Annotated in this window: 17 protein-coding genes and 9 pseudogenes; 12 read left to right on the top strand and 14 right to left on the bottom strand. The window is 62.1% G+C overall.

The window, feature by feature from the left end; all coding sequences use genetic code 11:
- Positions 1-27 precede the first annotated feature (27 nt).
- From ACFQH2_RS05655 to ACFQH2_RS05670, 4 genes and pseudogenes are all read right to left on the bottom strand, one after another.
- A pseudogene (locus ACFQH2_RS05655) lies at positions 28-1,223 on the bottom strand (orc1/cdc6 family replication initiation protein).
- 711 nt (positions 1,224-1,934) lie between these two features.
- Complete coding sequence (locus tag ACFQH2_RS05660; protein WP_377076528.1) at positions 1,935-3,446, bottom strand: zinc ribbon domain-containing protein; 1,512 nt, start codon at positions 3,444-3,446, stop codon at positions 1,935-1,937.
- A complete protein-coding gene (locus ACFQH2_RS05665; protein ID WP_377051763.1) occupies positions 3,439-4,065 on the bottom strand; it encodes an IS607 family transposase in 627 nt (208 codons plus the stop codon). The genes ACFQH2_RS05660 and ACFQH2_RS05665 overlap by 8 nt, the downstream gene beginning before the upstream one ends.
- A gap of 232 nt (positions 4,066-4,297) precedes the next feature.
- Complete coding sequence (locus ACFQH2_RS05670) at positions 4,298-4,960, bottom strand: RNA 2'-phosphotransferase (protein WP_377051765.1); 663 nt, start codon at positions 4,958-4,960, stop codon at positions 4,298-4,300.
- A 124-nt stretch (positions 4,961-5,084) separates the two neighbouring features.
- Here ACFQH2_RS05670 and ACFQH2_RS05675 point away from each other — a divergent pair.
- Positions 5,085-5,732 (top strand): annotated as a pseudogene (locus ACFQH2_RS05675) (HAD family hydrolase); the annotation flags it as partial.
- 38 nt (positions 5,733-5,770) lie between these two features.
- Here ACFQH2_RS05675 and ACFQH2_RS05680 read toward each other — a convergent pair.
- Both ACFQH2_RS05680 and ACFQH2_RS05685 read right to left on the bottom strand, forming a co-directional pair.
- Positions 5,771-5,986, bottom strand: a complete 216-nt coding sequence (locus tag ACFQH2_RS05680) for a sensor histidine kinase (protein WP_377076529.1) — start codon at positions 5,984-5,986, stop codon at positions 5,771-5,773.
- Positions 5,983-6,846, bottom strand: coding sequence for a PAS domain S-box protein (locus ACFQH2_RS05685; RefSeq protein WP_377076530.1), 864 nt, complete (start codon positions 6,844-6,846; stop codon positions 5,983-5,985). The genes ACFQH2_RS05680 and ACFQH2_RS05685 overlap by 4 nt, the downstream gene beginning before the upstream one ends.
- Positions 6,847-7,000: 154 nt before the next feature.
- Here ACFQH2_RS05685 and ACFQH2_RS05690 point away from each other — a divergent pair, with 154 nt between their 5' ends.
- From ACFQH2_RS05690 to ACFQH2_RS05715, 6 genes and pseudogenes are all read left to right on the top strand, one after another.
- On the top strand, positions 7,001-7,465 hold the full coding sequence (locus ACFQH2_RS05690) for a nucleoside deaminase (protein WP_377051771.1): 465 nt from the start codon (positions 7,001-7,003) through the stop codon (positions 7,463-7,465).
- Between the two features lie 97 nt (positions 7,466-7,562).
- Entirely contained in the window at positions 7,563-7,724 is a 162-nt protein-coding gene (locus tag ACFQH2_RS05695; protein WP_377051773.1) for a hypothetical protein, read from the top strand.
- A 222-nt stretch (positions 7,725-7,946) separates the two neighbouring features.
- A pseudogene (locus ACFQH2_RS05700) lies at positions 7,947-8,792 on the top strand (class 1 fructose-bisphosphatase).
- Between the two features lie 76 nt (positions 8,793-8,868).
- Positions 8,869-9,720 carry a translation initiation factor eIF-2B gene (locus ACFQH2_RS05705; protein ID WP_377051777.1) on the top strand — a complete coding sequence of 284 codons (852 nt, stop codon included), beginning with the start codon at positions 8,869-8,871 and terminating at the stop codon, positions 9,718-9,720.
- 108 nt (positions 9,721-9,828) lie between these two features.
- Positions 9,829-10,179: pseudogene (locus ACFQH2_RS05710) on the top strand (hypothetical protein); the annotation flags it as partial.
- 151 nt (positions 10,180-10,330) lie between these two features.
- Positions 10,331-11,502, top strand: a pseudogene (locus ACFQH2_RS05715) (thiolase family protein); the annotation flags it as partial.
- 103 nt (positions 11,503-11,605) lie between these two features.
- Here the strand turns inward: ACFQH2_RS05715 and ACFQH2_RS05720 are convergent.
- The 4 genes and pseudogenes from ACFQH2_RS05720 to lpdA form a co-directional block, all read right to left on the bottom strand.
- Positions 11,606-12,313: a lipoate--protein ligase family protein gene (locus tag ACFQH2_RS05720; protein WP_377076531.1), complete on the bottom strand. Its 708-nt coding sequence runs from the start codon at positions 12,311-12,313 to the stop codon at positions 11,606-11,608.
- Positions 12,310-12,579, bottom strand: coding sequence for a hypothetical protein (locus tag ACFQH2_RS05725; protein ID WP_377051784.1), 270 nt, complete (start codon positions 12,577-12,579; stop codon positions 12,310-12,312). The genes ACFQH2_RS05720 and ACFQH2_RS05725 overlap by 4 nt, the downstream gene beginning before the upstream one ends.
- A 49-nt stretch (positions 12,580-12,628) precedes the next feature.
- On the bottom strand, positions 12,629-13,021 hold the full coding sequence (locus ACFQH2_RS05730; RefSeq protein WP_377051786.1) for an OsmC family protein: 393 nt from the start codon (positions 13,019-13,021) through the stop codon (positions 12,629-12,631).
- Between the two features lie 128 nt (positions 13,022-13,149).
- A pseudogene (gene lpdA, locus ACFQH2_RS05735) lies at positions 13,150-14,569 on the bottom strand (dihydrolipoyl dehydrogenase).
- Here lpdA and ACFQH2_RS05740 point away from each other — a divergent pair.
- A complete protein-coding gene (locus tag ACFQH2_RS05740) occupies positions 14,514-14,639 on the top strand; it encodes a hypothetical protein (protein WP_377077020.1) in 126 nt (41 codons plus the stop codon). The pseudogene lpdA and the gene ACFQH2_RS05740 sit on opposite strands and share 56 nt — an antisense overlap.
- Positions 14,640-14,759: 120 nt before the next feature.
- Here ACFQH2_RS05740 and ACFQH2_RS05745 read toward each other — a convergent pair.
- A pseudogene (locus tag ACFQH2_RS05745) lies at positions 14,760-14,924 on the bottom strand (biotin/lipoyl-containing protein); the annotation flags it as partial.
- Between the two features lie 223 nt (positions 14,925-15,147).
- Between ACFQH2_RS05745 and ACFQH2_RS05750 the strand changes: the two are divergent.
- Both ACFQH2_RS05750 and glmU read left to right on the top strand, forming a co-directional pair.
- The gene (locus ACFQH2_RS05750; RefSeq protein WP_377051788.1) at positions 15,148-16,266 is read left to right on the top strand and encodes a C4-dicarboxylate transporter; all 1,119 of its coding nucleotides are present in this window, start codon (positions 15,148-15,150) and stop codon (positions 16,264-16,266) included.
- A gap of 72 nt (positions 16,267-16,338) precedes the next feature.
- A complete protein-coding gene (glmU, locus tag ACFQH2_RS05755; protein ID WP_377051790.1) occupies positions 16,339-17,535 on the top strand; it encodes a bifunctional sugar-1-phosphate nucleotidylyltransferase/acetyltransferase in 1,197 nt (398 codons plus the stop codon).
- Between the two features lies 1 nt (position 17,536).
- Here the strand turns inward: glmU and ACFQH2_RS05760 are convergent, their stop codons facing one another.
- On the bottom strand, positions 17,537-18,109 hold the full coding sequence (locus ACFQH2_RS05760; RefSeq protein ID WP_377051792.1) for a metal-dependent hydrolase: 573 nt from the start codon (positions 18,107-18,109) through the stop codon (positions 17,537-17,539).
- Between the two features lie 116 nt (positions 18,110-18,225).
- Between ACFQH2_RS05760 and ACFQH2_RS05765 the strand changes: the two are divergent.
- Positions 18,226-19,282: pseudogene (locus ACFQH2_RS05765) on the top strand (glycosyltransferase family 4 protein).
- Between the two features lie 12 nt (positions 19,283-19,294).
- Here ACFQH2_RS05765 and ACFQH2_RS05770 read toward each other — a convergent pair.
- A complete protein-coding gene (locus ACFQH2_RS05770) occupies positions 19,295-19,633 on the bottom strand; it encodes a DUF7510 family protein (RefSeq protein WP_377057010.1) in 339 nt (112 codons plus the stop codon).
- A gap of 108 nt (positions 19,634-19,741) precedes the next feature.
- Here ACFQH2_RS05770 and ACFQH2_RS05775 point away from each other — a divergent pair.
- A pseudogene (locus ACFQH2_RS05775) lies at positions 19,742-21,108 on the top strand (phosphoglucomutase/phosphomannomutase family protein); the annotation flags it as partial.
- 59 nt (positions 21,109-21,167) lie between these two features.
- Here ACFQH2_RS05775 and ACFQH2_RS05780 read toward each other — a convergent pair.
- On the bottom strand, positions 21,168-22,127 hold the full coding sequence (locus ACFQH2_RS05780) for a sugar phosphate nucleotidyltransferase (RefSeq protein WP_377051798.1): 960 nt from the start codon (positions 22,125-22,127) through the stop codon (positions 21,168-21,170).
- Positions 22,128-22,132: the final 5 nt, after the last annotated feature.

The following is a 22,132-nucleotide window of genomic DNA, read 5'->3' on the forward strand; positions in this document are numbered from 1 at the left end:
TGAAACGGGCGGTGTGATGAACGCGTCTCAGTCGATATTCACGAGGACGTCCTGGACGACTTCCGGGTCCTCCAGCAGTCGGTGCTTGGTGAAGTTCCCTTCGGCGCTCCCGCCCGAGTGTCGTGACTGTTCGAGCACGTCGAGGAACGCGTGTTCTTTCAGCAGGTCCCGGACACGGCGAAGCGAGAGGGGATCGGAGCCGACCTCCGAGCAGAGTCGCTCATAGACGTCGTAGATGGCGGTTGTCCGGAACGCGTCCTGTGCGGAGTCGTTGAGCGAGAGATGTGTCAGCGCCTGTAGGGCGTACCGGGAGTGTGGTGTCGCCCCACGGATGAGCTCTCGGAACCGATCCGTTTCGGCCTTCTCTCGGGCATCGGTGATGAACTCCTCGCGGACGATTTCGGCGTCGTTCGCTTGTGCGATCTCCCCGCGTAGCGAAGCATGTCGATGGCCTTTCGTGCATCCCCGTGTTCCTGTGCGGCCAGCGCCGCGGCGCGCGGAATGACGCCCGATTCGAGCACGTCGTCGCGGAAGGCATCTTTCCGAGCGTTCATGATCGATCGTAACTGATTGGCGTCGTACGGCGGGAAAACGAACTCGCGCTCGCAGAGGCTACTCTTGACGCGCTCGTCCATCCGATCCTTGTACTTGATCTTGTTGCTGATTCCGATGACGCCGATCTTGCAGTCATCGATCTTTCCCGCTTCGCCGGCACGGGAGAGCTGCATCAGGATCGAGTCGGATTCGAGTTTGTCGATCTCGTCCAGGATCACCAGAACGACATCGTACTGGTCGTCGAGGATCCCCCAGAGTCGTTTGTAGTACGTCGCCGTGCTGATTCCCTTGTCAGGAATCGAGACATCCGTTTCGTCAGGGTTGTTGGTCGACGCTGCGAGGGACTGCACTGCCTGTGTTTCGGTGGTGTCCTGCGAGCAGTCGATGTACGCGTAGGTGATCGTCACGCCCTCCTGGTCGGCGGTCTCGATCAGACGGCCGGAGACGTGTTTCGCGCACAGCGATTTTCCGGTCCCAGTTTTCCCGTAGATCAGCAAATTGCTCGGGCTTTGCCCGAAGATAGCGGGGTTGACGGCGTTTGCGAGCGACTGGATCTCGTCGTCTCGACCGACGATCCGGTTCTTTTCGGGGAGATGATTGATCTCCAGTAACTCTTTGTTGGCGAAGATCGGATCCTCCCGAGTGAACAGGTCGTCGTCTGCGTCCATACACATCACACCGCATTTCCGGTGAAAGTAGCTTCCGTTTCCGTGTGGGTTGACGAGAGACACACACCGGGTTTCCGGTGAAATCCGTGTGATAGTAGTGGGGGTGGGGGTAGCGCCCGGATCGTGTCCAGGGTACTACTGCTGTTACAGTTCGAGAACGCCCACAACTCGGCTCACTGGTGTCTGACGGACTTTCGGTCACCCCTCGGTACTGTCCGTTATCGCAGTTTCGCTTCGAGACCGAAACGACAGTCTGTCGTTTCTCTTACCGATCGACGATTCAGCCACTGGACTCTACTCACATATGGTACAAAAATACTGCGTTACGAAAATCATCGTAAATCTGTCTATTACTCGAATGATATCTCCATGTACGTCACCTCTTCCCCCTTCTCTCTAGCACCTTTCACCGGAAACCCGGTGTGTGTGTAATATACAAACAAAATTATATATTGCGGGATTCGCCAGAAAACCTCTGGCATCCTTTCGACCGTTCCAATTTTCAGTAGCTTTCAGTAGCACACCGTAGGAAACGGGTACACTGTTGGACGACTGGGCCACGTCCATCGCTACTATCTGTGTTCGACTCCGGCACGGCGACAGCGGGCGCTATGACAGCCGACCCACCACCAGCGGTCGCCGCTGCCTGTTCGGGTTCGTAGGCAACGACACCACGACCGAACGTGAACCGCGTGCCAGCGGAACGGCCAGCTAGCACGATTTCAGAATCCCCCGTATAGGAGGATGTGAAACCGTGGTCAGCTCGTCCGTCTCGCTGAAGAACACGCGAGCCACGTTCAGCGCCCCGATGTAGTCGCGGTCGCCCTCGAACCCACACCGGGCATTGTCACACCGGAAGTGCCCGCCCCACCAGTGTTCTTGCTGGTGGTCGGGTGACTTGCAGGTGTGGCCGGTCGAACCACACCGGGGACACGACCGACTCGTTCCCTCCGGGTAGACCCGCTCAACAGCGAGTCCAACACAGTCTGATCGGTATTCGATGTTATCGATGATGTCTCGTCGTGCCCATGACGACAGCTCCCACGACAACGCGCCTTCGTCACTCGGCGGAGAAAGCGAGCGCAAATCCTCGTGAACTATCGCGTCCACGTCGTAGACGAGGGCGAGTGCGAGGACTTGGTTGGCCACGTCGTGTGTCAATTGCTCGCGCTTGTGTCGAATCTTGTTGTTCACCCGTTCGTATTCGCTCTGGATATGAGCGAACTCGTCTCTATGCGAGCGACCATGGCGGCGCAACGCGGCAAGGCGGTCGTTCAGGCGCGTTCGTTCACGGTGGAGTCGTCGCATCTTCTCGCGGTCAGTGAACTGGATGAACTGTGGCGTGGACAGTTGTTCGCCGTCGTCAGTCACCACCACGGCAGTCATGTCTTTTCGCATCCCGGCGTCGAGTGCCAGCACGCAGTCACCGTCGTCGCTTGCCCCAGTCTGTTCGACATCGACAGGGAAGGACAGTTCGTAGTAGGCGTCACCAGTTTTGCGACGGGAAGGTTGGAACTCAGGAGCCGAGAGGTCACCGTGAGAGAGCAGATCGTGAAACGCCTCGTAGCCGCCACGTTCGTACTCTGTCCAGGACCAGTCACCGCGTGTCTCTGGTGAACGTGTGTCTGGCGTCTTGAGTCGGATAGTCAGCGTCTCGGTCTCGGTGTCGTACTGGTATTTGACAGCTTGCCCGCTCGTTGGGCCATCATCCGCAGAGAACGGCAAGACGCCGTTATCGTACTCAGGACAGTCCTGCATCTTAACATACGTGTCTGGATACATCCCGTGCCGGTCGTAGTGACTGTTGAGTTGGTCGATGAGGATGTCCACGTAGCCTGACGAGAGGTAGTCGCCGTCGTCCCAAAGCCGTTCTTTGATGCGACGACGGTGGATGCGTCGGATTTTGTGGTCGGGCAACACGTTCTGGATGGACTGAAAGGCGTCTCGTCGGTCGGCGTGACTCCGCAGTGTTTCACCGACTTTCTGCAATATACAGCGTCGAAACCGCGAGGGGAGATACAGGTCGAGTCCCTCAAACGGCTCGTGTTCGTCAAAGTATTTCCACGCCTGATGGGAGGCGTCAGCAATCCCGTCGAGATGGGTTGGCATCCAGTGGTCTTTGAGGACGTGATTGGCGACTCTTTGCGTGAGTGTCGCCAGTCGCTCGAATCGGTCGGTATCGTCGTCTGGCAAGCGGATTGGAAGCGAGAGGTGGTCACTCATCGGGGTTCACCTCGGATTCGACGGTGTTGACGATCTGTTGTTTTTTTGACGAACGCATACCGTAGAGTTTGCCGGAGAAGCTGGCGACGAGCTTGATGAGGTCATCAACGAGTTCTTCCTGTGCTGATTTGTCCGTCTCGTCTTCGATAACGGTGATGGTGGCACCGTAACACTCGAAGTACCGTTCGAGATACGAGAAGCCAAAGCGAGTAAGTCTATCTTCGTAAGTGACGAGAATGCGTCCATAGTTGGCTTCTCGTACGTCATCAAGGAGTGAGTTGAGGCCACGACGGTCTTCGTTGAGGCCACTGCCAACGTCGGTGTAGGTGTTTTCGACGCTCCACCCGTGTTCGTGGGCGTAGTCTGTAAGTTGGTCGAGTTGCCGGTCAAGGTCGCCGTTGTCTTTCTGGCGGTGACTGGAGACACGAGCGTAGAGTGCAACACGGTCTGTCGGACGAGTATCACCAGCAAGTCGACGGAGTTCCCGGTGTGGAATACGTCGTTCACCGCCCGGTGTTCGGGTGTAATCGAGGTCGTCGTTCCGACACCAGCGTTTGACGGTTTGAGCGTGAACACCGAGTTCCTCTGCGAACTCGCCAATTGAGTACGACCGTGGCATCTGATGTTACTGTTTACTACTGGTAGTTACTTATAGATACTGGAATTTGTAACAGTTACACTACCCTTCTCCTATATTTCCGGCACCGTGCTAACTCCTTTCGTATATCTCCTGCATCGTCACTGTCTGATTCACACGCCGACCCGCTACGACTTTTGCATGCCACCTGCTATGAGTTTCCACCGGAAACCCGGTGTGTCTGTCCACCAGCCCTGACGCCTCGTCCAGTCGTCTACTCGTGCTCCTCGACCAGTTCCAGATACGTCGGTGGGACCCGCTCGGTCGTGTAAACATCCGTGCCGCGCTTGACGACCCGCTGGCCGTCAGCCTGCAGTCGCTCGGCATCGACGACCAGCAGGACGGGGTCGTCGGCGTGGCGCTCGCCCACCGACAGCGCCGAGTCCCGCGTCCCCGAGAGGTGGACCTTCTGTCGGTTCATCGGCTTGAGTCCCGCCGAGAGTATCGCGTCGACGTGTCGCGGCGCGGTGCCGTGGTACAGCGTGTCCGGGACCGCTGTCGACGCCGGATCGAGGTCGACATCGACCGAGTGGCCGTATGCCGCCCGGATGCGCCCCTCGTCGTGACCATCCCCACCGTCCACGTCGCGCTCGAACCGTCCCTTCGGATCGGTGAACACGACTGCCGTGACGTGTTCCGGCGTTGCCCAGCGATACCGGTCGGTGACGATGTCGACGACAGCGCTGAACGCTGTCCAGCCCTGATCGTCCAACTCCAGTCCGGCGTCCTCGGGAAAGTGTCGGAGTGCGCCGCTAACGAACTTCGATAGCTGTGTCCGTCGATCGCCTGACAGGAGCGTCGGGACGTCGTTCCCGCAGTCGGGACAGATCGTCCCCGAAACGTAGCCGTGGCGCTCGCAGGTGCCGATATCGCTCATTGCTAGTTCTGTGCGGCGCGACGCATTTTTACTACACGGTGGGAACAGGCTATGCACCGATCAGCGCGCCCAGTCCCAATGTACTCGGTGAAACACTTATCAGGCCAAGCGGCCAAAGTATCGTGTGAACTACGATACCGTCGTCTTCGACAACGACGGTGTCCTCGTCGAACGAACGAGCTTCGAGGTGCTTCGGGACGCAACCCACGAAACCTTCTCGCAGTTCGGTGTAACCGACATGGACGCCGATCACGTAGACAGTATGACAGTTGGCGCGACGCCCGCACAGGTCGACCAAATCTGTGGTCAGTACGATCTGGAGCCCGAGCGATTCTGGCGCGCCCGCGAACGATCACTCTCTAACGCACAGAAAGACGAAGTCCGCGCCGGGCGGAAGTCCCTGTACGATGATGTCGATATGCTGCCTGATCTCGACGTCTCGATGGGAATCGTCAGCTCGAACCAGCAGGAGACGGTCGACTTCGTGCTAGACCACTACGATATCTCCCATCAGTTCGGCGCGGCCTATGGCCGCGAGCCGACTATCGAGAGCCTGAATCTCCGCAAACCGAACTCGCACTATCTCGACCGGGCACTGGCCGACCTCGACGCCGACTCCGCGCTCTTTGTGGGCGACAACGAATCGGATATCCGAGCGGCCGAGAACGCGGGGATCGACTCGGCGTTTATTCGCCGCCCCCACCGCACTAACTGGGATCTCAACGTCTGGCCGACGTGGGATATCGACTCGCTGGAGGACCTGTATCGAGTCTGTAGCAGAGCAGGGTCGAGCAGGCGACCAGCATCCGGTCACTCGGCGGCTTGCAGTTCGACGACGAACACTGCACCCGTAGGGTCGTTGTCTTCGACCCGGATGTCGCCCCCGTAGCTCTCGACCAGCGACTGAACCAGATAGAGCCCGATGCCGGTTCCGGCGCTCTCCAGTCCCTTCTCTCCTTTGCCGAAGATGTCGTCTTTCATCGACTCGCGAACGCCGGGGCCGTTGTCCGCGATCCGCACCGTCACCCGGTCGGCTGCTCTCTCCCCGAGACCGTTATCTCGGCGACATCCTTGTCGTTGTGCTGGACGGCGTTCGTCAGCAGGTTTCTGAACACGGACGAGAGCAACTCTCCGGCCTGCACGGTCGTCTCTGGAACCTCCTCGACGGTTACCGTGGTGTTCGGATAGCTCGACTTGAGGGCGTCGACCTGCTCGGACAGGATGCCCATCAGTCGAATCGAGTCGGTGGTGTCGTCGGGGCGCAACATTACCTCGGCCAGATCCCGGGCCGCCGTGGTGAGCGACACTGCGTCACTCGCACTCTCTTGGATGGTTTCGAGTAGCTCCTGGCCGTCATCGTCGACATGCGGTTCGAGCGTCTCCGCAGCCCCGGCGATGAGTTGGAGGTCGTTTCGGATGTCGTGACGGACGACTCCGTTGAGCGTTTCGAGGTCATCGCGCTGTCCGACGAGGCGTTGCTCGTAGGCTTTCCGTCGGCTGATATCCCGACTCGTCGTCACGTAGCCGTCGACGGGAACCTCCGCGCCCGGTGCGGCACCGGTCACCGCAAGCCAGATCCACCCGCGGTCCTTCGTCCGGAACCGGAACTCGATCTCGTCTTTGATGACGCCGCTTCCCTCGACGAGCGCCGAGAACTGCTCGATCACTCTGGATTTGTCCTCCGGGTGGACGTAGTCGAGGATGTTCTCGCCGATCAGCTCTTCGGGTGGCCACCGCTTGACGCGCTCGGAGTTCGGCGACTGGTACCGGATCGTCCCCTCTGCGTCGACGACGGTGATCACGTCGGAAGTCTGCTCTATCAGCGCTCGATACTGCTTCGCGGTAAGCTCGCCCAGCCCCGAGCTTTCTTCCGACGTATCTGTCACTACCGGTTCATTCTCGCGGTGAGATGAAAGTTGTTCCCCCGAACGGTGTTCTCCCAACCGAGTCACAAGCGACTGCGGCTCGTGCTGACATCCTCGCCTGCCCGCCGCTTCGACTGCCCGACGATTTATTCCCCCGCCCGCCCAGAGACCGACTATGACGACCGAAGCCTTCGAGGCGTTCGATCACGCTGCTCACATGCGCGCGGCGCTCGCATTGGCTCGCGAGGCCGGTGACCGCGGCGACGAGCCGTTCGGGTCCGTGCTCGTCCGTGACGACGAGGTGATCATGTCCGAATCGAACCGTATCAACACGGAAAACGACCCCCGTCGGCACCCGGAACTGCATCTCGCCTACCGTGCGTGCCGGGAACTGACGCCGGACGAGCGCGCAGAGACAGTAATGTACACGAGCACGGAGCCGTGTCCGATGTGCGCGGGTGGGATGCTCCGGGCCGGGTTCGGGCGCGTCGTCTACAGCGTCGGCGGCGACGAACTCGACGAGTTCCTCGGTTCGGGCCCGCCGGTCCGGTCCGAAGCCATCCTCGGTGACATCACCCCAGTCGACGGTCCGGTTCTGAACGATGAGGGTCGCGGTATCCACGAGGCGTTCGAGTGGTAAGATCCCACGACGGAACCGCGTTCGTCCACGGCGTTTGACAGACAGCAGACGGGCGTCTGACTGAGTATTAAGTCCGTCCGGAGATTCTCGTTTGGGTATGTCGATATTCGATACAGTCCGGCGGCGTCTCAGCAGGGCGTATCTCTGCCGGCGGGACGAGGCAGCGAGGCGGTTCGGTGCTCTCGACGGCCCGTTCGAGGACGACCAATCCGGCATCGAGATTCCAGTCGACGACGAGTGCGAGGGGTCCTCGTCGTAGCGACCGGACGAACCGACTGAAGCGGAGCGATTTTCGTCGGTTCTCGCGAACCCACAGGTCTACAACTGACTGTTCACCCCCGTTCTGTCTGGTCCTCAGGGGGCAAAATATTTTGACTCAAAACCGAATTAATAACTTCAATTATAGATAATGTCATACTACTCGCACCGTTAGGTGGTTACGTATGATTCAACACTGTGGCGAACCGCTAACTGATCAGCTATGAAGTCGATGGACAGAATCGTTCAAACAGTTCAGGATACGGCCCATTACGTGAATAGTAACCTCCCCGATCACGCCAAGGGCTCTGGAGGATCGAACCCCAGCGGAGAGACACAGATCGATGCGGACGTCTGGGCTGATCATCTGTTTTTCGACAAGCTATCCTCGCTCGAGGGCGTCGGCGGCTACGCTAGCGAGGAGCGCAAAGGGGTGGTCGACTGCGGCGACGGCGATTACACGATCGCAATCGACCCGCTGGACGGCTCGTCGAACCTCGCTTCGAACAACTCCGTAGGTACGATCGTCGGCGTCTACGACGCCGAGCTACCGGCATCCGGCCGACATCTGGTCGCCGGGATGATGGTTCTGTTCGGGCCGTACACCACGATGACCGTCGCCCGCGAGGACAGAGATATCGTGCAGGATTATCTCCTCCGCGACGGCTACAGCGAACGCTGGGGGAGTACGAGCTTCCGGACGAGCCGACCGTGATCGGCCTCGCGGGTAAGAAGGATGCTCGCTCCGAGGGGTTCAATTCGCTTGCCACCGAACTCGAGCGGAACCTGAAGCTCCGATACGGCGGCGCGACGGTCGCAGACCTCGCGCAGGTGTTACAGTACGGTGGCCTCTTTGGCTATCCCGAGACCGAGACCTACCCGGGGGAAGCTCAGAGTCCACTTCGAGGCCGCACCGCTCGCCTACCTCATCGAAGCGAGTGGCGGCAGTTCGTCGGACACGAACCAATCACTGCTCGACGTCGAACCCGACGAGATCCACGCCCGGACGCCGACGTTCCTCGGAAACACCTCACTGATCGAACGGGTCGAAGCGAAACTGGGGGACTAAGTATGCTTGCCAGTCTGCAGCCAGTCCTGACTCAGCGGACCCAGTCTCGGATCCGGACGTCACGGTGTGGTACTCGATGATCGACCAAACAGTCAACCAGATAAAGGAGATGGAGACCCGGAGTTCGTCGGTCGTCGCCGTCAAGGCGGCCGAGGCACTGCTCGAACTGCTCGACAGGGAGTACCGCACGGTCGAGGAGTTCGAGTACGACCTCGAGCGCAACAGCAAGGTGCTCAAGGGTGCAAACCGATCGCATGCACCCCTTCATACGACCCAGCGCTGGATCGTCACCGCCGTTACCGACGCCAACCCCGAGACGGTCGACGAGGCGAAAGCGGAGCTCCAGAGCGTCGTCGACGACGCCGTGACGGAGGTCGAAGCCAGCAAGGAGGCCGCGGCGATACGGGCGGCGAATCTCATCGAGGACGGCGACACCCTGTTGACCCACTCGAACTCGTCGACGGCGACGATGGCGCTCGAATACGCCAGCCAGTCCGGGACGGAGTTTACGCTGTACACGACCGAGACCCGACCGAACTTCTTCGGGCGGACGACTGCACGGCAGTTCGCCTCGCACGAGAATGTCGAGGTCAAGATGATCGTCGATAGCGCGGTCGGCACCGTCCTGCCCGACTGCGATCGAGTCATAATCGGCATGAACTGCATCATCGAGAATACGATCTACAACCGCGTGGGGACGTATCCGATCGCTGCCACAGCGGCCGACGTTGGCGTCCCTGTGACGGTGGTGGGTTCGTCCTCGAAGTTCATCGGCGACGGCTTCGAGTTCCAGCAGACCTACCGGTCGGGCAACGAGGTAATGCTCGAACCGAAGGAGGGGTTCACCGTCGAGAACCCGATGTACGACTGCACGCCGACGCGCTTGCTCGATCAGGTCGTCACCGAGGACGGAGTGATGCAGTTCTGAGAGCAGGGCGGCGGTCAACCCACCAGTAACGGTCCGCGTGGGGAGATAGTTGGCAGGACATTGTTCGCCAGGTGGTGTCTTTTTATGTATCGTCCCGGACCTGGACGTATGAACGACGGATTGGATCCCACCGAGGAGTACGACGGTACCGTGACGGTTCGGCTACTGGACGACCAGGAGGGCGTCGACGAACTCACGTGTTCGTCCTACAGTGAAGCGATCGACCGGGTCAAGTCACATACGGCGGCGGTCACCGCCGCAAAGATCGTCGACCGGGACGGCGACGTCGTTTTCACTTCCCGCGAGATGGCGATCGAGGACTGGGAACGCGAGTGGCAACAGGCGAAACGCTCCCTCTCGGTCGACGTCGAGCAGTACGAGTGTCCGTACGACAACGTGGCCTGTTTCGCGGACGACCTCTGCGTGCAGTGCAAGATGGATCGGGTCCAGGAGCAGTTCTGCGGTACGATCGCAGTCGGGTCGTACCTGCTAGTGAACGACGAGTCTTTGAGCGTCTCCTCGGCGCTATCAGCGTTCGTACCTGTGGTCTCCCAGAGTTCGTACTCCCGGCCACCCACCGTTATAACGCTTCGTCCGAAACTGATCTATCATGAACGATGCTGTCATCGTCGACGCGGTACGGACGCCCTTTGGCAAGCACGACGGAGCCTTCCGGGATACACATCCCCAGGACCTCGCGGCCGAACCGCTCGGCGCGCTCGAAGAGCGAGTCGGGTTCGATCCCGAACTGATCGAGGACGTCGTGTACGGCTGTGTGACCCCGGTCGGCGAGCAGGGGCTGAACATCGGCCGGATCGCGCCGATGGTCGCCGGGTGGGGTGAGGGCGTTCCGGGCGTCCAACTCAACCGGATGTGTGGCTCCGGCCAGCAGGCGGTCAACTGGGCGGCGTCGTCGGTTCGGGCCGATTTTCACGACGTGCTTGTCGCGGGCGGCGTCGAGCACATGACCAGGGTGCCGATGGGCAGCGACGGCAACGCCGAGCGCGGCGTCGTCGACGAGCACGCCCTGACCGACAGCTACTTTGAGCACTTCGACGAGGCGACGTCGCAGGGTGAGGGGGCCGAACGCATCGCCGAGGAGTATGGAATCAGCAGGGACGACGCCGACCAACTCGCGGCCGACTCCCAGCGCCGCTGGGGCGAGGCGTGGGAGGCAGGCCGGTATGACGACCAGATCGTGTCCGTAGAGACGACGCTCGACGGCGAGTCGATCACTGTCGAGCGCGACGGGCATCCCCGACCCGGGACGACCGCGGACGACCTCGCCAAACTTCCGCTCGCGTTCCGCGAGGAGGGCGAGGGATCCACCACGCCGGCAACTCCTCTGGCATCGTCGATGGCGCAAGCGCGCTCCTCGTGACGAGCGAGACGACCGCGGAAGCCCACGGCTGGGAGCCGATGGCCCGGATCGTCGAAACCGAGGTCGTCGGCGTCGATCCCGTCACCATGCTCACCGGGCCGATTCCGGCGACGGAGGGCGTCCTCGACAAAGCGGGGCTGACCGTCGACGATATCGACCTCTTCGAGGTGAACGAGGCGTTCGCCTCGGTCGTGCTCGCGTGGCTGGAGGAGACCGGCGCGGACTGGGCCGACACCAACGTCAACGGCGGCGCAATCGCACACGGCCACCCGCTCGGTGCGACCGGGGCGGGCCTGCTCACGAAACTCGTCCACGAACTCGACCGAACCGGGCAGGACGTCGGCCTCTCGACGATGTGCATCGGCTTCGGGCAGGGGATCGCGACGATCGTAGAGCGCGTCTGCCCGCCTCGTCGTGCTCTTGAGCGCGTTCGGGTCGAGCGCTACAGTTGTCGATTCCACTCGTCGGTCGCGAACCGATCGGTAGCGAAATCGCGCGCCTCGCTCAGGGCGTCCTCAGAGAGTTCTCCTCGACGACGCCCGACAGCGAGTCGTCGATGCTGTCGAGTTGATCGGCAATCGTGTCCGTCATCGCGCCGATCACCGCCTCGCGGCTCGCGTCCGTGTAGTCGGACATCACCGCGACGCGTTTCTCGGCGGAGCTGATGGCCTTGTCTGAGATCTTCTCCTCGCCGATCCGGAGGACCCGGAGCATCTCCTCGGTGTCCAGATCGTAGCTCATCGTGGTGTGGTGGAGAACGGCGTTGTCGGTCCGTAGCTGGGCCGCCCCGCCGATCTTGCCGTCGGGATGGACGACGTCGTTCAGCGGCTCGTGGGCGACGTCGAGCCCCAGCGACTGAAGCGCCTCGATGGCCCACTGGTCGAGTTCGGCGTAGCTCTCTGCGACGTCGTCCGGGACGGCCGACCGCGGGAGGTACAGCGAGTAGGTGATCACCGCGCCCGGTTCGACGAACATCGCGCCGCCGCCGGTGGCCCGTCGGACGACATCGAGATCCTGTTCGTCGACGTAGTCGACGGCGACCTCGTCGGCGTATGCTTGGAACCGCCCCATTGCGACGGCCGGCGCGTCGCGGTACCAGAAGCGCAGGGTTGGCTCCATCTCACCAGCGGCCAGTCGGTCCGTCAGCACGCGTTCGAGCGCCTGCTGGACCGGCTCGCTGTAGGTCCCAGAATCGATGACTCGCAGCCTCATGCGATGGCCTCCAGCGTCGCGTCTGCGAGATCTCCCGGGTCGAACCCGATGAGCTGTGCGTCGACGGCTGCGATGGCCTCGACGAGCGTCTCGCGTTCAACGTCCATCGGGTGGCCCTCGATCGCCCGTTCTAGCTCCGACCGGGCTGCTGGCGGTTCGAGAAAGAAGTCGCCAGTTACGCGGGCAGCTTCGATCCGATCACTTCCCGTTAGTGAGACTTCTACGAGCTTTCCATCCGGTACTTTCACCGTTCCTGTATGCTCCATTGAAACTATGTGATCTTCGGGGTGAACACGAATGAATCGTACGGGCTGTCTAGAAGGCGTCGTCGACGACCGTCACGTCGGCGTGGAGTCCCTCGCGCAGGGCCGTGTGGACGTGACAGTACTGCTCGCCCAGTTCGACGAGTTCTGCGGGATCATCGACGGCGCCCTCGACTTTTAGCGTGAAGCTGATCGAGTCGACGTTGTCGTGATCGTCGAGGTCGGCGTCGGCCTCGATATCCAGTTTGCCGAGATCGTCGTAGCCGGACCTCTGTGCGCCCATGCGGACGGCCGGCAGGAAACACGCAGCGTAGTCCGCGACGAGGACGGCATTGGGGTTCGGTCCCGTCTCGTTCATGGGGTCGATACCCAGCGCGAAGTCGCCGATGACGCTTTGAGTGTCGAATCCGTCCGTGCTCGTCGTGGTCAGGCTGATATCTGCCATGTTGCTATTGTGCATTATCCACTATACTATTAAAGCCCTTGCGAATCGTCTCTTGTTATGGGAATTGTATCGATGTAACTGTTGTAATCGATTAGTATGGTGAACGTTCGTGTACTTAATGCGGGCTGCTATCTGGTGTGGATGGCCTCGCCGAGCGCGTCGGCGGCCGCCTCCATGACGGTCTCCGATAGCGTGGGGTGGGTGTGGACCGTCCCGGCCAGTTCCGACAGCGTCAGTCCCTGCTCGATCGCCAGCGTGATCTCGCTGAGCAGCTCCGAGGCGTTTGGCGCGGCGATCTGCGCGCCGAGTACGCGCCCAGTGGGCTCGTCAGCGACGATCCGGGCGAACCCGTCGTCCGCTTCGACGGTGAGCGCGCGGCCGTTCCCGGCCATGGGCATCTGGCCGACGACCGGCGAGTAGCCCGCTTCGGCGGCTTCCTCCCGGGTTAGCCCCACTGTGGCGACCTCCGGATCGGTGAAGACGGCCGCGGGCATCGCTGCGTGGTCAAGCGTAGCGGGCTGTCCGGCGATGGCGTCGGCGGCCACCTCGCCCTCGTAACTCGCCTTGTGCGCGAGCATCGGCTCGCCAGCGATGTCGCCCACAGCGAAGACGTGATCGAGGTCGGTCCGACCCTGCGCGTCGGTCGGGACACAGCCGTCGTCGTCGGGTTCGATCCCGAGTGCATCGAAGTTTACTGTGTCTGTGACGGGGTCGCGACCGGCCACGACCAGCACCGCGTCGGCCGAGAGTTCGGTGATATCGCCGTCCTCGGTCTCCGTCGCGACGACGACACCCTCGTCGCGTTCGTCCCAGTCGGCGGCCAGTTCGCCAAAGCGGAAGTCGATCCCCAGCTCCGTGGCGCGCTCGCGGATCACCCGCGAGATATCGTCGTCGTACATCGGTAACACGTCGTCGAACATCTCGACGACTGTTACGTCCGTGCCGAGTTTCGCGAGGACAGTCGAGAGCTCCATGCCGATGTAGCCCGCGCCGACGACGATCAGGGAGTCCGGAACCTCGTCGAGTTCGAGCGCGTCCCGCGAGTCGAGCACGTACCCGCCGTCGGGCTCGAAGCCCGGCACCTCCAGTGGCCGGCTCCCGGTCGCGACGATCGCGTACTCGAATCCGAGCGTGCGCGTTTCGCCGTCAGCGTCGATCTCGGCGACGTGCTCGTCGACGAACTGCGCGGCGCCGTCGACGAGGTCGACGCCCGCGGCCTTGCAGAGGCCCTCAACGCCGCCCGTGAGCTGGTCGACGATACCGTCTTTCCAGTCGACGAGGCGGCCGAGGTCGACGTCGACGTCCGCGTCGATCCCGAGGTGGTCGGCGGTCCGCGCCTCGTGGGCGACGTCGCCGCCGTGGACGAGCGCCTTCGAGGGGATACAGCCGTAGTTGAGGCAGGTCCCGCCGTAGGCGTCCTTCTCGACGAGGGTAACGTCGAGGCCGTGCTGGGCTGCCCGGATCGCGGCGACGTACCCCCGGACCCGCGCCGATGACGAGCACGTCCGTGCAGCTGTCGGCTAGTGCTCGACTCGACGACTCCCCCATCGACATGGGAGACCGCCGATGTGGGGCCGTCATCGCCGTCATCACCCTCGTCGACACGGGAGACCGCTGACGTGGGACCATCCTCCGCTCCCGACTCGGCGGTCGTCGGTTCCTCAGCGGCGTCCTCGTAGCGGAACAGGACGTCGCCGACCGTGACGGCGTCGCCGACTGCGGGGACACGTTCGGTCACCGCCATGGCCGACGGGACGGTTATCTCGATCACGGACTTGTCTGTCTCCACGTCGGCGATGCGCTCGCCGGCCGCGACAGTGTCGCCCGCGTCGACGTGCCAGTCGACGAGCGTTCCGTCCTCGGTGCCGTCGTCGAACTCCGACAACTCGAACTCTTCTGACATTGGCTGGTCTTCGGGAGCCGACACTGATATTGCTTATGTTGTACAATACTATTGGTGTAGAATAATGGTGATGAATTCTGTTCCATGTCTCTTGTCGCCGTATATTCCCGAATAAGCCGACTAAATGGCCAGCTATTGCCGGTATCGCGTATTACACGCGCGATCTGTGAGTCGTTACATTGAAGTCTATGCTTGTGCGAAAACCACTACAACGTACAATACTATGAGTGAAGTGAATGTGACGCAGACGAGACAGTCGCGGCTCGCGAACACGGTCGAGTTCTTCGGGCCGCAGTGGTTCGGATCGACGATGGGGACGGGCGCGCTGGGCGTCGCGCTTGCGCTGGTCGCCGATCAGTTCCAGCTGGGCGCGTTGCTCCCGCTTTCCCAGTTCTTCGTGGCGCTGACAGCAGTGATGACTGTCACCTTCACGCTCCCGTGGCTGGCACGGATGTTCCTGTATCCCGGGCGCGTCCGGGAGGACCTGTTGCACCCGATCCGGGGGCAGTTCTTCCCGACGATGCCGATCACGCTGATCGTTCTCGGACTCGGAATCGCCCGGACGATGGGTAACGTCGTCCCGACGAGCGTGCTCGATCCGTTACTGACGGCGCTGTTCGTCGTCGGGAGCGTCGGCATCTTTGCCTTCGGCCTGCTGGTGGTGACGGTTATGTTCACCAACGACCGGATCGGGACCCAACACGGCGTCTTCGCCTGGTACATTCCACCGGTTAGTCATCTCGTGATCCCGCTACTGGGCTTCGAGCTCGCGGGAGGCTACCTCGGCGGGACGGCAACCGGACAACTGGTGTTTCTGGTGTCGATGATCGCGCTGGGGATCGGGACGTTCATGTTCCTCTTCTTCGGAGCGATCATCCTCCACCGCTACGCCTACGAGAGCCTGCCACCGGAGAAACTCGCGCCGACGTTCGTCATCGGCCTGGCACCGACCGCGGTGCTGACCATCTCGGTCACGAAGCTCGGACACGCACTCCAGGGTGGCGTCGGACTCGGCCTCGCGGTCGAACCTCTGCTACCCGTGTTGAAACTGCTTGCCCTGGCGATGTGGGGCTTTTCGGCCTGGTGGTTCGTGCTGACCGCCGCGCTCATGAGCTACTACATCACCCGTCTGTCCCATCCGTTCTTTTTCACGTGGTGGGCCTACACGTTCCCGGTCGGTGCGTTTGCCATCTCCGCGGGCGCGCTGGGGAACTTCCTCGGTATTGCCGCGTTCGGCTACGTGCTCGCCGCCGTGACGCTGCTGCTTTCGGTCGTCTGGGTGGCCACCGCGGCGCTGACGACCCGGATGGTCCTCCGGGGGAACGCGTTCGTCCCGGAGTGACAGGTCCCCGCCACTCGAAGCCCGTTCTGTTCGATCCGTAGCTTTATTTGAGCCTCCCGTTGTCGAACGAGTATGGACGCCGTCATTATCGCCGCCGGCGAAGGAACCCGGATGCGCCCGCTCACGCGTGGGTGCCCCAAGCCACTCCTCCCACTCGGAGAATCGACGCTTATCGAACAGACCATGGACCGCTGTGCCGATGTCGTCGACCGGTTCGTCGTCGTCATCGGCTACATGGGCGAGACGATCGAAGCGCGCGTCGGGCCCGAGTACAACGGGATCCCGGTTGAGTACGTCACGCAGGAGGAAGCGCTTGGGACCGCCCACGCAATCGGCTGCGCCGAGGCGGCCGTCAACGGTCGCTTTCTCGTCATCAACGGCGACGTCGTCATCGACGATCGGCTTCCCCGCCAGCTAAGCGAGAGCGAGGGGGCGACGATCGCCGTCCAGCCAGTCGATAATCCGAGTTCGTACGGCGTGGTCGAGACCGAGTCCGGCGAGGTGACGACGCTCGTCGAGAAGCCCGACGACCCGCCGTCGAACCTGATCAACACGGGCATCTACGCCTTCGAGCCATCGATCTTCGAGTTCATCGACCGGACCGAAAAGAGCCTGCGCGGCGAGTACGAGATCACCGAAGCGATCGAGTTACTGATGGCCGACGACCGTTCCGTCGCTGCAGTCGAGTACGACGGTCCGTGGCTCGACGTGGGCCGCCCCTGGGAGCTACTGAACGCCAACGAGGCCGTCCTGAGTAATCTCGACGGACGGGTCGACGGAACCGTCGAGGACGATGCCCATCTGCACGGCGAGGTCGTCGTCGAAGCGGGCGCGCGGATCCGCTCGGGCGCGTATCTCGAAGGGCCCATCGTGGTTCGATCGGGTGCGGATATCGGCCCCAACGCCTACGTCCGCGGGTCGACGGTGATCGGCGAGGACGTCCGCATCGGGAACGGGGTCGAAGTGAAGAATTCAGTGATTATGGCGGGGAGCGCCGCCGGCCATCTCGCCTATATCGGCGACTCCGTGCTCGGCCAGGACGTCAACTTCGGCGCAGGGACCAAGGTCGCGAACCTGCGCCACGACGACGAACCCGTCTCGATGCTCGTCAAGGGTGACAAGGTCGACACGGGCCGACGAAAACTCGGCGTCGTCGCTGGCGACCGGACGAAGACGGGGATCAACACGAGCCTGAACGCCGGCGTGAAACTCGGCGTCGAGACGATGACGATGCCCGGCGAGTCGGTGTTATACGACAGAAACGACTAGGCTACGTCGAATCCCGACTCGGGGCGAGTTCCTTCCGGAACCGGTTGCGGAGATAGGACAGGCCCGGGCGGCCATCGGCCCACCACACGCCGATAGCGAGCGCAACGAGGGCGAACTCGAACAGAACGTAGTTCGAGAGATCGAACGCGAGGAAGGCCCCGATGATGGAGGGACTGCTGTTTTCGTACGGCGGAACGGACAGCAACGGCCAGAGCAGAAAGTTGCCCATAGCGACGTCGCCCCACACCACTGACGGAATGGCGTCGACGACCACGTGTGAGAGAGCCCCGATGGCGAACGCGATAGCCCACTCGCTTCGCAGTCTGCGCAGGCGTTTGCAGGCCACGTAGATGGCGACGGTGAGCGGCACCAGGACCAGCAGTGTGTGCGCAAGCGTCCGGCCAGTGGGGAGGATACCGAACGTCCACGAGAACGGCTTGTCGATCAGGTCGGGGAACTGTGTCCCGACTGCGAGGATGATCGTCGCGATAGCCAGTGGTCGGCGGTCGCCTCGCGAGCGTGTGTAGGCTGAATACAGGAGATAGCCGACCGCCGCATGTCCCCAGGGCCACATATACCGTGCTTGTGGACGCCCACATAAATATCGACAGATGCTGCCGCCGCCTGCCTTCTCCGGCACGAAGTTATATACTGCTGACCGACAACGCTGTAACAAGTGAATCGATGAATATGGCTCCGAAAGTACTGCTGCTAGGATGGGGGTACCCCCGAACATTACGGGCGGACTGGACACCGCGATAGCGGAACTGTACGAACAGCTAGCGCCGAGAGACGACGTCGAGGTCGAACTCGTGTTGCCAGAAGAGTTCGCTCCCTCGGACCGGCCCGGGATCCACGGCGTCCCGACCGGCCAGGGCGACATCGTCACGCGCGTGGGCCGCCTCGCCAGCGCCTTCTCCAACCGTGCGGAGGACGCCGATATCATCCACACGAACGACTGGTTCGGCTACGAGCCGGGCTCCAGAGCTAGCTCCGCCCACGACGTCGAGTGGATCACCACGTTTCACTCGCTCTCGGTCGACCGGAACGTCAACCCCCGCAACGGGAAGTGCGGACGGAACAGCGGGTTGCCGACCAGGCCGACGAGCTAGTCGCCGTCAGCAAGTTCACCCGGGACCGCATCCGCAAGGAGTACGACGCCGACGCGCGGGTCATCTACAACGGGTTCTCGTCCGTCGAGCCGACCGGCAAAGACCTCAAAGCCGAACTCGATATCGACGGCGAGATGCTCTTTTTCGTCGGTCGCCACACCGACCAGAAGGGGCTTTCCTTCCTCCTGCATGGTTTCTCGAAGCTCCAGCGCGAGGACGTCACTCTCGTCCTCGGGGGATCGGGTCATCTGACCGATCAGCTCAAGCGGTTCGCCGAGTTGCTGGACATCGACGACCAGGTACAATTCGTCGGCTACGTCAAACAGGAGGAACTCGGCGATTACTACAACAGCGCGGATCTGTTCGTCTCGCCGTCGCTTGCCGAGCCGTTCGGCATCACTATCGTCGAGGCGCTCTCGGTCGGCACGCGGGTCGTCGCCAGCAAGAGCGGGGCAACGGAGATCCTGCCGGACGACTGTGTCATTCAGGTCCAACCGGATTCGGACTCCATCGCGGACGGGATCGACCGCGCGCTTTCGATGACGTCGCCGATCGAGTACGAAGAGCACACCTGGGCGGAAGTCGCCGACGAACACGTCGAACTGTACAACGATATCCTCGACGAGGAAGCGTAGCCCTCCCCTCGGTCACCGCAGGAATCGGATGTCGGTCACCGGTTCGGGATGCACGATGATGTAGCCGTCCGCGGTGGACTCCATTCCCTCGATCGATGACGTATCGGCCTGTGACTGGTACGGCGTCGTCTGTGATTGGGCCTGCGAGCCATAGGAACTCTGGTAGGGCGTCTGGCGTTTCGGCTCCCGATCGAAGTCCTCCGGCGGCAGGTAGATCTGCTCGCCCGACTCGGAGCGGACGATCACTGCGGTATCCCGGTCGCCGGAAACCACGATCTCGGTCTTCTCCTCATCGATCTCCATCTCGAAGGTGACCGGTGCGTCTGTCGCGTCGTCGGCGTCGTTCGACATTCCCATGGGTGATAGTTGCGCGTCCAGAACTTAACGGTTCGCAGAGTGCGCCATATATCACTGCCCAAATAGGTAATCTATTGGTATTTGGCGTGTTTGTACTCTCACATGGATCAGATCTCCTTTGGAACCGATGGCTGGCGCGCAACCCTCGATACGTTCACCGAAGAGCGAGTCCGGATCGTCGCACAGGCGGCCGCCTCGTACTTCGACGAACAGGACGCCGAGACGGTCGGCGTGGGCTACGATGCGCGCGAGACATCGCCCGGCTTTGCCGAGGCAGTGATCGAAGTCCTCTCGGGGAACGGTCTCGACGTCGTCACGAGCGAGCGCGACTGCCCGACACCAGTGCTGGCGTGGACGCTGGACGACCGCGACCTCGACGGCGGTATCGTCGTCACGGCGAGTCACAACCCGCCGGAGTACAACGGCATCAAGTTCCTCTCGCCCGACGGGTCGCCGGCCGGCGAGTCGGTGACGAACCGCCTGGAGGAGTTACTCGCAGAGCCAGACCTGCTGCCCGAGGTCGAACGCGGCACCGTCACCGAGGAGCCACTCGTCCCCGAGTACCACGCCCACGCGCTGGCGTACGCCGACACCGACCTCGAGGACCTCTCGGTCGTCTACGACGCGATGCACGGGAGCGGCCGTGACGTCACCGACGCGCTGCTCGAATCTGCCGGTGCGGACGTCGAGCGACTCCGCAACGAACTCGATCCGACGTTCGGCGGGGGTCGCCCGAACCGACCGCCGAGAAACTCGAAACACTCGTCGAGCGCGTCACCGAGAGCGGGGCCGACCTCGGCGTCGCGAACGACGGGGACGCCGACCGCATCGCCATCGTCACGCCCGAGCGTGGCTTCCTCGATCCGAACCTGCTGTACGCCGCGCTGTACGAGTACCTCCTCGAATCCGGGAGCGGCCCGGCGGTCCGAACCGTCTCGACGACGTTCCTCATCGACAAGATTGCGGCCGCCCACGGCGAGGAGACCGTCGAGGTCCCGGTCGGCTTCAAGTGGGTCGCCGAGGGGATGCGCGAGTCCGACGCGCTCTGTGGCGGCGAAGAATCGGGCGGCTTCGGCCTCACCGATCACCTGCTGAACAAGGACGGCGTGTTGCTGGCGCTGGTGATCGCCAGCGCCCACGCCGAGCGCTCGCTCGACGACCGGATCGACGACATCCTCGCTGAGTACGGCGAGATCTATCAGGATCGGATCAGCGTCGACTGCCCCGATGCGCGGAAGGAAGCGGTACTCGGCGAACTGGACGACTCCCTCCCGGAGTCGATCCTCGGCCTCGACGTCGACCGCGTCGACGAGAAGGACGGCTTCAAGATCTTCCTCGAGAACGGTTCCTGGCTGCTGGTGCGACCCTCGGGCACCGAGCCGAAACTCCGCGTGTACGCCGAAGCCGACAGCGACGAACAGGTCCGGAACCTGCTCGAAGCGGGCCGGGACATTATCGAACCGCTGATCTGCGGCCGCTTCGCTCACCCTTTCAGCAAGTACAGAAAAACGCGCGAGACCGGTCGCCCCTACTCGTCCATTACCGAAATATGGCTGAGGATCGACTCGGAGATCCGGAGGTCCTCGACCGCGACGTCCGTGTCGAGGATCGTCCCGTCGACGTTGCAGTTCTCGACGGTGGCGTCAGGGAAGACGACCGTCTGTTCGAGCGTCGAATCCCGAACCGTCGCGCCGGCCATTACGTGGACCGTCTCGCCGATCTCACAGTTTTCGACCGTTGCGTCGGGATCGATCTTCGAGCCACCGTCGAGTTTCCACTCGACCGTCTCGAGATACGAGTCGGCGGTGCCGATATCGAACCAGACGTCGTCGAAGGTGAAGGCGTACACCGCCTCCTGTGACTGCAGCCAGTCGATATACCATCCGGGTTCGTCCGGGTTGTTCTCGCCGGCGAGGTATTCGGCAAAGCGCACGGAGTCGGCGGGGAACGCGTAACACGCGATAGAGACCAGCGTGCTCTTGGGATCGTCGGGTTTCTCCTGGAAGTCGACGACCTGATCGCCGTCGAGGTCGACCAGCCCGTAGGATTTGGCTTTCTCCCGCGAGCCGACGTCGTAGGCGGCGAGGGTGGGGGCGTCGTTCTCCTCGTACTCGTCGAGGAACTCGCCCAGCTCGAAGCCGATGAGGTTGTCGCCCGCGATGACGAACAGGTCGTTGTCGACGTCCTCGCGCTCGACGAGTTGGGAAAGCGCGCCGACGACGCCGAACTTCTCGTCCTCGCCGGTCGTATCCTCGACCGAGAGCTGCGTTTTGTCGTACCCCTTGTCGGCGATATGTTCTCTGAACGTCTCCGCGAACGCTTCGTTCGTACTCAGGTAGACGGTCTCGATGCGGTCGTCGTCCTCTAACTGCTGCAGTATCCGATCGATAACGGTCGTATCTCCGACTGGGAGCAGCATTTTCGGCCGGTGACGGGTGATCGGCCACATTCGTGTCGCGAATCCTCCTGCCAGAACAATAGCGTCCATACGTG

The sequence above is a fragment of the Natronoarchaeum sp. GCM10025703 genome (assembly GCF_042661985.1).
In the GTDB taxonomy this organism is placed as follows: domain Archaea; phylum Halobacteriota; class Halobacteria; order Halobacteriales; family Natronoarchaeaceae; genus Natranaeroarchaeum.

Excerpts from the sequence above, each read along its gene's own strand:
- ACFQH2_RS05660 (WP_377076528.1), bottom strand. The coding sequence starts at position 3,446 with ATGAGTGACCACCTCTCGCTTCCAATCCGCTTGCCAGACGACGATACC.
- ACFQH2_RS05670 (WP_377051765.1), bottom strand. The coding sequence starts at position 4,960 with ATGAGCGATATCGGCACCTGCGAGCGCCACGGCTACGTTTCGGGGACG.
- ACFQH2_RS05725 (WP_377051784.1), bottom strand. The coding sequence starts at position 12,579 with ATGGAGCATACAGGAACGGTGAAAGTACCGGATGGAAAGCTCGTAGAA.
- ACFQH2_RS05770 (WP_377057010.1), bottom strand. The coding sequence starts at position 19,633 with ATGTCGAACGACGCCGACGACGCGACAGACGCACCGGTCACCTTCGAG.
- ACFQH2_RS05695 (WP_377051773.1), top strand. The coding sequence starts at position 7,563 with ATGTCGATATTCGATACAGTCCGGCGGCGTCTCAGCAGGGCGTATCTC.
- ACFQH2_RS05690 (WP_377051771.1), top strand. The coding sequence starts at position 7,001 with ATGACGACCGAAGCCTTCGAGGCGTTCGATCACGCTGCTCACATGCGC.
- ACFQH2_RS05740 (WP_377077020.1), top strand. The coding sequence starts at position 14,514 with ATGACGAGCACGTCCGTGCAGCTGTCGGCTAGTGCTCGACTCGACGAC.
- ACFQH2_RS05705 (WP_377051777.1), top strand. The coding sequence starts at position 8,869 with ATGATCGACCAAACAGTCAACCAGATAAAGGAGATGGAGACCCGGAGT.
- ACFQH2_RS05730 (WP_377051786.1), bottom strand. The coding sequence starts at position 13,021 with ATGGCAGATATCAGCCTGACCACGACGAGCACGGACGGATTCGACACT.
- ACFQH2_RS05720 (WP_377076531.1), bottom strand. The coding sequence starts at position 12,313 with ATGAGGCTGCGAGTCATCGATTCTGGGACCTACAGCGAGCCGGTCCAG.
- ACFQH2_RS05665 (WP_377051763.1), bottom strand. The coding sequence starts at position 4,065 with ATGCCACGGTCGTACTCAATTGGCGAGTTCGCAGAGGAACTCGGTGTT.
- ACFQH2_RS05750 (WP_377051788.1), top strand. The coding sequence starts at position 15,148 with ATGAGTGAAGTGAATGTGACGCAGACGAGACAGTCGCGGCTCGCGAAC.
- glmU (WP_377051790.1), top strand. The coding sequence starts at position 16,339 with ATGGACGCCGTCATTATCGCCGCCGGCGAAGGAACCCGGATGCGCCCG.
- ACFQH2_RS05780 (WP_377051798.1), bottom strand. The coding sequence starts at position 22,127 with ATGGACGCTATTGTTCTGGCAGGAGGATTCGCGACACGAATGTGGCCG.
- ACFQH2_RS05760 (WP_377051792.1), bottom strand. The coding sequence starts at position 18,109 with ATGTGGCCCTGGGGACATGCGGCGGTCGGCTATCTCCTGTATTCAGCC.